Genomic DNA, 12,605 nt, shown 5'->3' on the forward strand with positions numbered 1-12,605 from the left:
CCGAAGCCCGACCTCCGTCATTCATGAGGAGAAGCAGTGTCTACACCAGTTCGGCACGTTTACACACATGCGGAGATCACCGGGATCGTGCGAGCGGTCGACGCCGCGACCGACCCGCACAAGTTGATGTGGGGGGTTCTGGCTGCCGTCTACAACCCGCTGCTGGCCGCCGCGGGGCGTGGGGGCTTCGACATCGTCGCGTTCACCACCGGTCAGATCCAGCCGGCCCAGTTTTGCATCCCGGCCGGTCAGTGGACCGCTATCGACCGTGCGGTGTGCGCGCGGGCCGATCAGTGGGTTACGCGAGTGGCGTTGGCGTTGGAGATCACGATGAGTCTGCCGCTGCAGGACAACCCCCGACCGTAACCGCCGTAGCCGCTGACCAGCCGTACACCGGCCGACCGCGGCAGTAGCTGTAACACCCCGGCGCCCACCTGGTGGGCGCGTTCACCTTCACCCAGGAGGTGGCCGCGCCCAGACCGGGGCGGCCACCTCCTGCCCATTTGATGGCAGGAGCACCCAACATGCATCCCTACAATCCGGCCGGCAGCCCGCCAGCCTGGTCGATGACCGCCCCCAACCCCACCGCCGCGACTACCAGCACCACGGCGCCCCCCGCACCGCCCGCGACGCTGACGGTGTCGGGGCTGCCGACACTGCGCCCCGGGCAGCTACGTGCCCAGGTCCTGGCACACCTGGTCAGCCAGCCCGCCGACGGCAACACCATCGGTGCGATCGCCCGCGCCCTGGGCGGCCGTTCTACCGGCGCGGTCGGTCAAGCGATCACCAAACTGGTGGAGCTGGACCACGTAACCGGGGAGGTGTCCGGCGGGAAGAAGGTCTTCCACGTCACCACCGCCGGCCTGCAACAACATCAGGACAACTTGGCCGTCGGCGTCTTGGACGCCCCGCCGGCCGCGGCCCGCACCCGGCCAACACCGGCGCCCCGCCCGGCGCCAGCAGCGGCGCCAGCACCGTCGGGGCCGGTGCTGCGCCCCAACGGCACCCCGTACCACCCACGCCGGCTGGCCGGCCGCCGTGATGTGGACGTGCTGCAGGAACTGCGCGGGGCGGGTATCGCCGCTCTGCTCTACGGCCCACCCGGCACCGGCAAAACATCGGTGGTGGAGGCGGCGTTCGGCGCCGAACTGCACACCGTGGCCGGGGACGGCGACACCACCGTCGGGGACCTGATCGGTGACTACGTACCCGACAGGGCCGGCTACCGGTTCGTACCCGGCCCTCTGCCCACGGCGATGCAGGCCGGGGAGGTGCTGTTCATCGACGACGCGACGTTGATCTCGCCGCGGGTGTTGGCGGTGATGTATCCGGCGATGGACGGCCGCCGCCAAATCGTGGTGAAGGCCGACGGCGGCCGAACCGTGACAGCAGCTAACGGGTTCTACGTGATCGCCGGCCACAACCCGGGCGTGCACGGCGCGGTCCTGACCGAAGCCCTGGCCTCCCGATTCTCCGCCCACATCCACGTCACCACCGACTACGACCTGGCCCGGGCGTTAGGTGCTGACTCCCGGGCCGTACGCGCGGCGGTGGAGCTGAACGCCAAGGTGCAGGCAGGCCAGATCGGCTGGGCGCCGCAACTGCGCGAGCTGCTGGGCTTCAAGAAGATCGCCGACACATTGGACACCGACAGCGCGATCGCCAACCTGGCCGGTGTCGCCCCGGTCGAGGACCGCGACACCGTCGCCGAGGTCCTAGCCAAGCAGTTCGGTCGCCGCATCGTGACTGGTCTTGCTCTCGGCAAGCAGCTCTGAGACGGCGGCTGAAGCGATGACAACGATCAACCGGCACGTCACCACCACCCCTACCCCCAGCCGGCCGGCCGCGACCGATCTGATCTGGGCCCGCTACTCGGCCGCTTGGACCGCCCAAGTCGCCGACCTGGCCGACCGCGCCGACCTCACCGTGGTCATCCAACCCGGAGCGGGCCGAGGCGCTCCGGCGTGCTTCATCCCCGCCACCAACACCATCGAAGTCAACAGCCACCTGATCGACATCGACCCCCACACCGTCGACCCGACCGCTGCGACCGCCCGCGACGCCTACCCCGTGGCGTGGGGGGCGTTAGTGCACGAGGCCGGACACGCCGCCCACTCGCGATGGTGCAGGGTCAGCACCGGCGCCGGGGTGCCGTGGCCGGTCATCGAAGCCGCCACCCTGCTCGAAGAGCCACGCATCGAATGCCGACAGCTCAAACGCCGGCCTGGGGACCGTAGGTGGTTGCGGGCGATGGCCGCCAAGCTCCTGCTCGCCGACATCCCCACAGTCGACAACCCCTGGACCGCCGGCACCCTCGCCGCCCTACTCCTGGCCCGAGCCGACGCCAAGATTCTGGACCGGCGCGAAGTTCGGCCTGCCCGTACGGCGGTGCGGAAGCTGATCGGCACCGACCGGCTGCGGGAGCTGGGCAAGATCTGGCGCAAAGCCCTACGCACCAAAGACGGCGACGCCGACCGGATGCTGGACCTGGGCCGGCAGTGGTGCGACGTCCTGGGCATCGACACCCGCCTGATCGGGCCGGTCCTGCTGGTCCCCGACGGACCACCCGGCGTGGACGGTGCGGCGCGGAAGGCAGCCGCAGCGACCGCCGCCGCGGTCGCCGCCACCGACCTCGCCGACGCCCACACCACCACCAACGCCGACGCTCACGTCGCGGCGGCAGCGGCTGCACGAAACGCCAGGCGGGCCCTTGAAGCCCAGGCGCAAGCCCAGGCCCGGGACGCGGCCCGGAAAGTGTTCGGCCGCCGCGCCACCGCCACAGGCCCGACACGCCAGCCACAGCAGACGGAACAGGCGACGGCCCGACAACTGTCCAGGGCGTTGAAAGCCGCCGCCCGACGCGACCCGGTCGTGGTGTCCACGACAGCGGCGACACCACCTGGCCGGTTGATCGCCCGCGCCGCTGTCACCGCCGCCGCTCAACGCGCCGCCGGCGTCCGACCAGACGCCCAACCGTGGCGCAGCAGCACCTCCCGGCGGGTGCTCGATCCACCGCTGGCGGTCGGGATCACGGTGGATGTGTCGGTGTCGATGCGGGCCTGGCTGGGCCCGTGTGAATCGGCGGCGTGGATCACCGCCCAAGCCGCCGCCTGGGCCGGCGCCCACACCGCCACCATCACCTTCGGCCGCGACGTCACCCCCATCACCTACCCCGGCCAACCACCCGGACACGTCCGCCAACTCGGGCTGGAAAGCCACACGCGCGGGTTCTGCACGACAGTGGACGCCCTTGACGGTGCGCTGCACCTGTCCGACCCCCGTGGTGGGGCCCGGCTGCTGGTCATCGTCTCCGACGGCGAGCTGCTGCTCGCCGAACGCCTGCGCGGGCAGGAACAACTCGACCGGCTCCGCAAGGCCGGATGCGCGGTGCTGTGGCTGGGCCCCGCCGACAGCCAACCCCTGCACGGCGTTACCGCACGCCTCGGCCTTGCCCCGGCGCAAGCCGGCAACGCCATCACCGAAGCCGCCACCGCCGCCCTCCGCCGCCAATAGGCAGGCATGCCGGCTCCGGCAAGAGATGTCCGGCCGCACCGACCCGACGGCCGGTCATCTGGCGCCTCACCGACCCGCGGTGAGGCGCTTCGCGTATTGCCCAAGAAGGAAGGAACCGTGATGTTCAACCATCCCGAACCCACCGCCACCCCAGCTGTCGTGGTGCCAGAGGCGCTGGCCAAGGTGTTGCAGCAGGCGTGGGCGCAGGCCACCCACACCGACACCAGCCCCCAGCGTTGGACCGCCGACACCGTCCGGGCGCTCGCAGGGCACCTGGACGACCCAATCCGCAACGCCCAACGCCTCCACGACGGCCTGGACAATCTGCGCCGCACCATCCACACCCAGATCCACGACGCCGTCACCGAACACCACGCCGACTACCAGTGGGCGCAAGGATTCCTGCAGGCCTGCCGCGCGGAGCCGTTGCGCAGTCGCTACCGGGTCGTCGTCGAAATCGTCTTCGAAATCGACGCCGACGCCGAGTCCATCGACTCCGCCGAGGACGACGCCCGCGAACAGCTCGTCTCCGCCCTACGCCTCAGCAAAGTCGCCAACTCCTACCTGCGACCCGAAACCGAAATCACCGTACGCAAAGTGGACCGCGGCGATCTGGTCCACCCCAACACCTACCTGTAACCCGAGTCCCGCCGCCTCGCCGGCAGGGCTCTGCTTGCCCTAGCCATCCACGCCGAAGGCGCCCCAGCCCGCACTTGCGCGGCTGTGGGCGCCTTCCGCACCTTTACGAAAGCGAGTGCCACTGTGAGAAACAGGTATCCGGAGCCCGCCGCTGGTCTGGGCGCCTACCTGCAAGCGTTCCTGGACCACCACGGCTACCAGATCGACCACGACGAAATGTGGATCCAAATCGGCCAGCAGCCGCACAGCGTGCTGGAAATCTGGTCCCAGCTCGGCGCCTACGCCGCCGCCGACTACCAACTGGCCCTACTGCACCAGCCGGTGGCGTTCCTACGCGGCGAGGTCGGCGACACCAACACCGACTTCACCGACATCGGCGGCTACATCACCAGCCTGGACGCCTGCAACAACGCCCACACCCAATACGCGCAGGCCAGAGTTCAGACGGCGATGCGAATCCACCACTGCCTACACCAACTCCACAACTACGGGGCGCTGCACCGCAACTTCACGGACTGGGACGACGTAACACTGTCCCCGCACCGGCAGCCGGACCACACCGTCACGGTGCAAACCCCCGCCAGCAACTCGCCCGGCGGCGGATGGCCGCTGGTGCGCATCACCGACACGCAACTGCGGTCACTGGTAGCCGCCACCGCCGGCACTGCCCCGTCGCCGGCAAACCCGGTGATCAGACAGGACGGCGAAACGTTCGTCGAGACCATCGCCTGTCCCCACCGCGGCAACCTCGACCAGCTTCTGATCCCGGTCATCACCTCCGACGGGGACTGCTCCTACCTGCTACGCGATCACCGCTGGCAACCCACCACCACAACCAGCCAGGACCAGCAACCCGACTGACACCCATCCGCACCACCCGTTCCGTCGCCGAAGGCGCCCACCGCAGCACGCGGTACCGGGCGCCTTCGGCGTTCCCCTCTCCCGAAGGAACACCGAGACGATGATCGACTACGACCTGTGTGAAACCCCGGGCATACGCGAGTACCTCCACGAACTCGCCGCCGCCGCCGGCCACGAGGTGGAACCCTGCGAGATGGGGTGGACGTTCGTCAACGACCCCGACACCTGCACCAGCTGGATCCGCGCCGCCGCCATCTACGCCGCCGCCGGCTACCAGCAGCGGATGCTCGCCGGCACCATCGACATGCTCCGCGACAACATCGGCGACCAGAACCTCCACATCGACGACGTCCTCAGCCACGCCCCGCTGCTGGCTGCCGCCGCCACCAGCTACCAGACGATGGTCCGTGACCGGACGGCCGCCTACGAACGGCTAACCACTCACAGCAGCCGACTTGCCCGCATCCACGCCCTCACCCCCGACAAGATCGTCTGGGAGAAGCGGCCACTCATCCCGGCCGGCAGCCACGGCCCGGTCACGGTGACCGCACCGGCGGACGGCGGACCGCATTGGCCGATAGTGCGCGCCGACCGGCAGGCGATGACCGTCATCAGCGAAGGGCACCGGCATCTGCGGCCGAAACCGTCAAGGCCGTTGATCCGACGGTTCGGCGACCACTTCGCCCTCAACACCGTCGACCACAACGGCGCTACCAGCTACCGGATCCTGATCGAAATCAACGCCCCCGAAGGCACCTTCTGGCCGCTACGCGCACTGCACTGGACCGACCCCGAACCCGGCAACGCTACCGGCCCGATTGGGGCGCCCGGCGGAGTCGATACCGGGCAGGCGCCGGACCTGCCGCCCGGCACTGACGCCCGCACCAACCCGACCCCCAGCTGACGTCGCCGCCGGCCGCCGGGATGCGACTTGACCCGCGGCGGCCGGCGAAGCGTCCATGTCCAACGCCGCACCAACCCGGCCGCGGCATCCCCACCGAATCAGGAAGCAGAAGATGACAACTCCATCGGTGCCCCACGGCGTCTTCGAACCCACCAACGGCGCCTACGTCAAACTCAAGAAACTCCTGACGGAGCACTTCGACATCATCGAGTGGACCCGCGACCAGGACAACACGGCACCGGTCATGGTGTCGTTTGTGGATATCACCACCGGGGACGCGTTCACCATGCACCCCATCGACTCCATCACCGACTCCGACCCCATCACCCTGCTGGTGTTCACCACAACCGGCCAGGTGCGGGCACACGGCCCGTACAGGGGACGTACGGTCGCGAAGACGAAGGCCGCGGCGATCGCCGCAGCGGACACGGCCGTCGCGGTCACCTTCACCGCCGCGTTGCATCCGCCAGCCGAACAGCTCCCGGCCCTGGTTGGCTCCTGGCACGAGGTGCACCCGCGGATCCCCGCCGAGGTTGAGTTCTCGACCAGCGGGCACGGTCCGCAGATCGTGCTGTGTATCGACTGGACCCGGCGGCGGCTCCTACCCGTCGGCCCGTTCCCCGATGCCGGCACCGCCGACCTGTGGCAGCCGGGGAACCTTCCCGCCGGCGTCCACACCCGCCGGCTTGACCTGACCCTGCCCGCCGCCACCGCCGGCGAGTAGCCACCGTTGCGCGCGTCGCGGCGCCCGCCATACCAACCAGGCACCGGCGGGCGCCGTGACGGGCGCTTCCGCGCGCCGCAAGCCTGTCGCATGCATTTCGGGGTGCGACTGGTCTGCCGGACGGCGACTGCCGACATCAGGTCGGCGGCTGCCGGTCGGATTCGCGGGTGCGTTTGACGTCGTCGGGCATGTAGCGGCGCACCGTCTTGGGATGGCGGTTGAGCTTTTCGGCGATGGTGGCGGCGTCCAGCGACGGGTCCTGACGTAGCAGGTAGACGACGGCGTCCTTGGTGTACTTCGGGATCTCGTCCTCGCCATCCGCCGCCGGAGGCGTCGGGTCCGCGTGCTGGCCGTTACCAGCACGCGATTCGGCTCTTTTCTCGTCGGTGAGCGGGTCCGCTGCTGCTGCGGTGTCGTCTGAGGCTGTGGGCTGTGGGTCAACGATGGCCGGCGCATCACCGGTGGGCTCGGCCGCGATCGCAGGTGTGGGGGTCGGCTGATCTGGCTGATAGTTCGGGCCGTCGATGGCAGGCACGTTCAGCAGAGGCGGGTGTTCCACAGTCTGCAGCGCCGTGTGCCCGTTGGCGCCGTTGAGGGCAGCGACAACCGGTTGGCGTTCCGGCACCCTCTGCAGCGCCACCGGCGCCTGGGCCGGTGTTGGTGTTGGCTGCGCTGCCGGGTTGGTCCCGGCTGGGACGGTGGTGTCGGCTTGGGCGGTGCGGATACGACCGGCGAGTTCGACGAGGCTGACCGAGGCCACGATGACCATCCCGTCAACCGAGATAGGCAGCAGGTACGGGGTGATACCAGCCTCACCGAACCGTCCAGCGACCGCCGCCATATGCCAATAGGACACCCACGCCGCGATCGCCCCGATGACGATGGTGGCCAGCATCCGCAGCACGGCGAGGTCACGGCGGTGGACGGGGACGCGGGCGATGACCTCAATGGTCGCTAACAGCGCCAGCGGCGGCCAGGCCGCGATGCCCTGGGCGATCGGGTCGTCGGGGGCGTGGAGCATGTTCGCCGCCACCGAGGCGGCGACGCCGAGGAACAGCACCGCGCGGACGGCCCACCGCAGCCGCCGCAACTGCCCAAGGGTCAGCTTCGCCGGCGTCCGAGTATCGGTGCTGGTCATGGTCGCCTCCGGCCGGTGAGGTCGGCCAGGAGCTTGGTGGCCAGCTGTCGGGTGTCTTCTTCGGCTTCCACGCCGAGTTCCTCCATGGCCTTGTTCATGGTCCGACGCAGCGCCCGGATCCCGTCAGCGTCTCCAAGGGCTGCCATTGCCTTCATCGCTTTCTGGTACAGGGCCTCGGCGTATGGGCAGGCGCCGATCGCGGGGCGCACGACCCGCAGGATCTGGGCGGGGTCGTCAACGAGTTCGTCGGTGAAGGCCAGGACGGCGTCGATGTAGTCGCGGCGGGTCCGCTCCCGGTACAGATCGACCCACGGGTAGTCGGCGCCTGCGGCCAGCTCACCGGTGTAGGTGTCCACCGCCTGGCGCAGTAGCCGGGTACGGGTGATGCTGTTCCCGGCGGTTTTGGCTTGGCCGACAAGGTCACGCATGCGCCACAGGTCCACGTCGAGTAGCTCCTGTGGCCCGAGCTGCACGGCGTGGGCAGTGCTGTTACGCACGACGAACCGCTTCGCCGGGACACCGGCGACCTCACCGAGGATGTTGCGTAGCAGGGAACTGGCAACGTTGATCTGGTCCCGGGCCGCCTTGTAGGTGACATCCGGTAGGAGGTCTTCGAACAGGGTGTCTTCGTGGGCGGTGCCGCCGGAGGCGATCAGGTAGGTGAGCAACTCCCGGACGCGGCTGCGGTATTCGCGGCTGCCGGTGTAGTCCAACGGGGCGTCCGTGCCCAAGACGGTCAACTTCACTGGTAGCGGCTGGCGGGTGTCGGCCGGCATGGAGGTCGCCGGTTCGGCGGCGTCACCGTGATCGGTGTCCTCGGCGCCAACATCGTCCGGGCCGGCCGATGACTCGGCGCTCGTGTCCGCGACGTCGGGCACTTCGGCGGGTTGGTCCTGGCCAGACGCCGCAGTTTCATCGAGCCGCCGCGGGTCGTCCTCGGTCAGCCGCGCGTCGTCGGAGTCGGGGATGGTGTCGGCTGGCGGTCGGGGTGCGGGTGTGCCGGTTTGGGCTTCGATGAGGGTGAGCAACATTTCCAGCGTTTGTGCTTCGTCCAGGACGGTGAGGCGGCCGAGGTCGGCGGGGTGGCCGTTACGGTGCCGTTCCCCGTATCGGATTCCGACGGCTGGGGTGGTGGTGCCATCGGCGGCAACCTGGATGGTGTCGCCGCGCGGCCAGTCGCCGCAGATCACTCCGTGCACGTCGAGGCGGTAGTGGGCGGCCAGTGACCATTCCAGGCGGGTGGAGTCGGCTTCCCCGGTGACGTCGGTGATCAGCACCAGCGGTGGCACGAACTCCCGGTCGGGCTGCTCGGTGCGGAACTGGGCGATGGACACGGCCTCGTATTCCTGGCAGAGCCGTGCCCGGTAGAGAGCGTGGGCTTCCAGCTCTTCCAGGGCGGTGACCAGGTCGTTGGTGACGATCAGCCGGCTGGTGGTGTTGGGCACCTGCACCGCCGCGGCGCCGAGCAGCGACGCCAAAGTGGAGGCGGGGATGATGACCTCGGTGCGGGCCTGCGGATCGTCAGGACTGCCAGATGCCAGCGCGGAGACCAGTAGTCCTCGTGCGGCGGCCAACGCTCCCGGGCCGGTGAGGCCGAGGCCGGCGGTCGGCCACACCTGCGCGTGCTCGCCGTCGGTGGACGGGGCGACCGGTGTCGCCGGTCCCGGCTCCACCTTCACCACGTCCGCAGGTTCGACCTGCGGGGGCGTTTGCTGTTCGGCGATGATCTCGCGGTCCGGCGCGGGCTGCCAGTCGCTGTCGATCAACGCCGAAGAGTCGTGGTCGGCGCCGGTGAGATCACCCGGCTCCCCGGTGGGACGCAGGTCGGACACCCAGGACGCCACCTCATCGGCTACCGGGGTGGTTGCGGGGCGGGCGCCACGCGGGCCGAACGTCGGTGCTAGCCGGGCGCGCACATGTTTGACCAGTGCCGACACGGCGGGTAGGTCAGCGTCGCGGCGCCGGCGGCTGACGCCGGCCAGGCGCCGGTAGCGGCGGTTGCGGTGCGCCCACACCGCCGCCGCGGCGGTGGCGAGTGCGGCGGCGAGGCCGGCGTCGACCCAGCCCCCGCCGGGCAGGTCGATACCCGGCCGGGAGGTAGCCGGCGCAGGCTGCTGCGCCGACTTGCTCGGCGTCGATGTCGAAGGTGACTGCGGTGCGGCAGTGGTAGTGATGACCCCGTCATCGGTAGGCGGGGTAGCCGGCCCACTCGGAGTTGGCGCTGGATGGGTCGGGGCCGGTGTGGCGGGAAGGGTCGGCTCGGCCGGCTTACTCGGCTGAGCCGGCTCGACCGGCGGTGTGGCGGGGGTGGTCGGTTTTGGGTTGGTGTGCCCGGCTGGTGGTTGAGCATCGTCGGGAAGGTCGAGGGTCCATCCGGCGAAGATCAGCCGCGGGTTGTTGAGGGTGCGGCCGTCGTCGAAGTGGCGGTGCTTGTTGAGCTGGTAAATCTCGGGCCACCGGTCGCCGTCTCCGAGCCACTGCTGGGCGATCTTGTACAGGTTGTCGCCGCGGTGGACGTGGACGTCGTAGCTGCGGCCGGCGGCGACCAGGGTGATGGTGCCGGCATCTGTGGCTACCTGCTGCCCGGCGTCGGTGGTGGGGGTGGCGTGGGGGATGCGTAGCTGCCAGCCCGGGTAGATGCGGGTGCTGCCCGGCTGCAGGGCGCGGCCGTCGGGTTGGGTGACGCCGCTGTTGGCTTCCACGATGCGGGTGTAGGCCTGGGCGTGGCCGTAGTACCGCTCGGCCAAGTCCAGGATGTGCTCACCGCGCACCACGGTGTGGATAACCGTGGACGGGTCTTGGGCACCGGGACCCTGATGCACCACCGGCCCTTGATCGCCTACGGGCGACGATGTGGCTTCAGCGGTGCCGGCGAGCGCGACGGCGACGGCGGCGGGTCGGGGCTGCCAGCCATTGTGGGATGCCGCGGCCCAGGTCGCGGTGGTGGAGCTGGTGATGACCGCGCCGAGCAGGAACGTGAACACGGCCCGCTGCACCCCGATCGCCGGCAGGGTGCGCCGCCCACCGGTGAGAGTGTCGAGGAGGGCGGCGGCGAACCCTTGCACGCAGGTGGCCCAGGCGATCCACCCGGCGAGGGTGAGGGCCCCGAGTAGGACAGTGTTGCCGTAGTCGACCGCCCACAAATTTTCCTTCGCCCAAATGGCCGCGGACCAGGGGTTGGTGCCGGCGGCAAGCAGGACGGCGGGGACGCCGAGGAGGAGCGCGGCGATGGCCAGCACGGATGCGGCGGCTTTGCAGATCCTCAACACGGCAGCAAACCTCCTCTAGTTGGTGTTGATCAGGCGGGCGGTGGACTGGCCGGTCAACGTGCGGGTGCGGTAGCCGAACGCCGCCAGCAGGGTGGGCCGGTAGGTGATCGTGGCGGTCACGGTCACCGACTGCAGGTCGTCAGCGACAGCGACAGTGCCGGTGGCCCCGGCGCGGGACAGGTAGGCGCTCGCGGCTTGGGTGGCGGCGGCTGGGTCGATGCGTTTGATGCCGCCGCCGATGGCTGCGGGTAGGTCGATGGCTTGGCCGGCGGTGCGGGCGGCCTGAGCGGCGACGTTCTCCGCTCGCTGCAACGCCCGGACCATCCCGCCGGCGTCAACGACGAGGCCGACCAAGAGGAGTAGGGCGGGGGCGAGTATCGCGACGAGGACGCTGACCGCACCCCGGTCATCCCCGGACACAAGAAGCCTTCGGCGGGTCATGGGTTGCCCTGCCGGATACGGAACTGATCTAGCGGCGACACGAAGTCGGCGCTGAGCGTCTTGGTGGCGGTGATGCCAGGCAGCGCGGCCAACTGTGCGTAGGACAAGGTGCAGGACACGGTGGCCTGCACATGCGCCGGCTGACCCAGCGGCCGGCCGAAACCACTGGTATCGGTGATGGTCTCTGTCGCAACGCACTGCAGGCCGTTGCCGGTCAGGGATTGCTGGGCGGCTTTCGCGGCGGCTTGCCGGGCGGCGGCCGGGTCTGTTTGCAGGGACGCGGCGCGGGAGGCGTCGTGGGCGGCGTCGGCGACGGCGTTGGCCGCCAGCACGGTCCGGCCTCCCGCGACGGCGAGCAAAATAATCAGCAGCAGCACTATGGCCAGGATCGCCGCTTCCAGCGTCGCCGACCCGTCGTCCGACCCGCGAATCCAGCGGCGTTCCGGTGCCGGGCTCACGGTGCGCCTCCGGTCACGATCTCCCGTGGCCCGCTGGCGGTCTTGGCTATCCGGCTCCACGGGCCGGGGATCAAGGTCACAGTCCGGGCGGTGATGGTGACCGTGACCGTGGTGGGCGTCTGTTCCTGGCTGACTTGCGCGTCGGTAACCAACCTGCCAGCGGCCCTGCCCAGGAACCGGGATGCAGTGTCGGGGCCGGCGTCGGCTGGGGCGTCGTAGAGGCGGCCGGCGTCGGCGCCTTGCTGGGCGGCGGCCAGTACGAGGGTGTTGGCGAACATCGACAGGGCCGCCTGCACCCCGCCGACGATGAGGATCATGACGACTGGGGCGACGATCGCCAGCTCGATCGCGGTCGCGCCTCGGTCCTCGTGCAGCCGCCATCGGCGCCGCAGACTGCGGCGCAGAACGGAGACGAGGCGGGCGGGCAAGAGCGGCGGTCAGCCGTTGGGGGTGAGGCCGTTGACGACGTCAATGAACTTGCCGCCGGCGCCTTTGATCGCCGCGATTACCAGCAGTGCGAGTAGGGCGAGGCCGGCGGTGATGATGACGGTTTGGATGGCTTCGCCGCGGTCGTCGTGGCGGCCTTCGCGCAGCCGGTCGGCCAGGTGGCTGGCTAGGCGGTGGGCGTGGTGTTGGGCGGCGACGAGTGCTTTCACTG

At 69.8% G+C, this 12,605-nt stretch carries 13 protein-coding genes; 7 read left to right on the top strand and 6 right to left on the bottom strand.

The window, feature by feature from the left end; all coding sequences use genetic code 11:
* The first annotated feature begins 36 nt into the window (after positions 1-36).
* The 7 genes from IEY75_RS12520 (at position 37) to IEY75_RS12550 (ending at position 6,641) form a co-directional block, all read left to right on the top strand.
* Complete coding sequence (locus IEY75_RS12520) at positions 37-366, top strand: hypothetical protein (RefSeq protein WP_189114488.1); 330 nt, start codon at positions 37-39, stop codon at positions 364-366.
* Positions 367-524: 158 nt separating this feature from the next.
* On the top strand, positions 525-1,775 hold the full coding sequence (locus IEY75_RS12525; RefSeq protein WP_229789631.1) for an AAA family ATPase: 1,251 nt from the start codon (positions 525-527) through the stop codon (positions 1,773-1,775).
* Between the two features lie 16 nt (positions 1,776-1,791).
* A complete protein-coding gene (locus IEY75_RS12530) occupies positions 1,792-3,513 on the top strand; it encodes a hypothetical protein (protein ID WP_189114489.1) in 1,722 nt (573 codons plus the stop codon).
* A gap of 120 nt (positions 3,514-3,633) precedes the next feature.
* On the top strand, positions 3,634-4,152 hold the full coding sequence (locus IEY75_RS12535) for a hypothetical protein (RefSeq protein WP_189114490.1): 519 nt from the start codon (positions 3,634-3,636) through the stop codon (positions 4,150-4,152).
* 123 nt (positions 4,153-4,275) lie between these two features.
* Positions 4,276-5,013, top strand: a complete 738-nt coding sequence (locus IEY75_RS12540) for a hypothetical protein (protein WP_189114491.1) — start codon at positions 4,276-4,278, stop codon at positions 5,011-5,013.
* Positions 5,014-5,113: 100 nt separating this feature from the next.
* Complete coding sequence (locus tag IEY75_RS12545; RefSeq protein ID WP_189114492.1) at positions 5,114-5,917, top strand: hypothetical protein; 804 nt, start codon at positions 5,114-5,116, stop codon at positions 5,915-5,917.
* A 112-nt stretch (positions 5,918-6,029) separates the two neighbouring features.
* Positions 6,030-6,641, top strand: a complete 612-nt coding sequence (locus tag IEY75_RS12550; protein WP_189114493.1) for a hypothetical protein — start codon at positions 6,030-6,032, stop codon at positions 6,639-6,641.
* 136 nt (positions 6,642-6,777) lie between these two features.
* On the opposite strand, the gene IEY75_RS12555 is transcribed toward IEY75_RS12550, so the two are convergent.
* The 6 genes from IEY75_RS12555 to IEY75_RS12580 are packed head-to-tail and all read right to left on the bottom strand — an operon-like array spanning position 6,778 to position 12,603.
* Complete coding sequence (locus IEY75_RS12555; protein ID WP_373290268.1) at positions 6,778-7,779, bottom strand: DUF2637 domain-containing protein; 1,002 nt, start codon at positions 7,777-7,779, stop codon at positions 6,778-6,780.
* Entirely contained in the window at positions 7,776-11,048 is a 3,273-nt protein-coding gene (locus IEY75_RS12560; protein WP_189114494.1) for a BTAD domain-containing putative transcriptional regulator, read from the bottom strand. Before IEY75_RS12560 ends, IEY75_RS12555 begins: the two co-directional genes overlap by 4 nt.
* A 15-nt stretch (positions 11,049-11,063) precedes the next feature.
* The gene (locus IEY75_RS12565; protein ID WP_189114495.1) at positions 11,064-11,468 is read right to left on the bottom strand and encodes a pilus assembly protein TadG-related protein; all 405 of its coding nucleotides are present in this window, start codon (positions 11,466-11,468) and stop codon (positions 11,064-11,066) included.
* 17 nt (positions 11,469-11,485) lie between these two features.
* The gene (locus tag IEY75_RS12570) at positions 11,486-11,947 is read right to left on the bottom strand and encodes a TadE/TadG family type IV pilus assembly protein (protein WP_189114496.1); all 462 of its coding nucleotides are present in this window, start codon (positions 11,945-11,947) and stop codon (positions 11,486-11,488) included.
* Positions 11,944-12,375 carry a TadE family protein gene (locus tag IEY75_RS12575; RefSeq protein ID WP_189114497.1) on the bottom strand — a complete coding sequence of 144 codons (432 nt, stop codon included), beginning with the start codon at positions 12,373-12,375 and terminating at the stop codon, positions 11,944-11,946. The genes IEY75_RS12570 and IEY75_RS12575 overlap by 4 nt, the downstream gene beginning before the upstream one ends.
* Positions 12,376-12,384: 9 nt before the next feature.
* Positions 12,385-12,603 carry a hypothetical protein gene (locus IEY75_RS12580; RefSeq protein ID WP_189114498.1) on the bottom strand — a complete coding sequence of 73 codons (219 nt, stop codon included), beginning with the start codon at positions 12,601-12,603 and terminating at the stop codon, positions 12,385-12,387.
* Positions 12,604-12,605: the final 2 nt, after the last annotated feature.

The organism is Pilimelia terevasa, assembly GCF_014647915.1.
In the GTDB taxonomy this organism is placed as follows: Bacteria; Actinomycetota; Actinomycetes; order Mycobacteriales; family Micromonosporaceae; genus Pilimelia; species Pilimelia terevasa.

Excerpts from the sequence above, each read along its gene's own strand:
- IEY75_RS12525 (WP_229789631.1), top strand. The coding sequence starts at position 525 with ATGCATCCCTACAATCCGGCCGGCAGCCCGCCAGCCTGGTCGATGACC.
- IEY75_RS12530 (WP_189114489.1), top strand. The coding sequence starts at position 1,792 with ATGACAACGATCAACCGGCACGTCACCACCACCCCTACCCCCAGCCGG.
- IEY75_RS12535 (WP_189114490.1), top strand. The coding sequence starts at position 3,634 with ATGTTCAACCATCCCGAACCCACCGCCACCCCAGCTGTCGTGGTGCCA.
- IEY75_RS12545 (WP_189114492.1), top strand. The coding sequence starts at position 5,114 with ATGATCGACTACGACCTGTGTGAAACCCCGGGCATACGCGAGTACCTC.
- IEY75_RS12550 (WP_189114493.1), top strand. The coding sequence starts at position 6,030 with ATGACAACTCCATCGGTGCCCCACGGCGTCTTCGAACCCACCAACGGC.
- IEY75_RS12555 (WP_373290268.1), bottom strand. The coding sequence starts at position 7,779 with ATGACCAGCACCGATACTCGGACGCCGGCGAAGCTGACCCTTGGGCAG.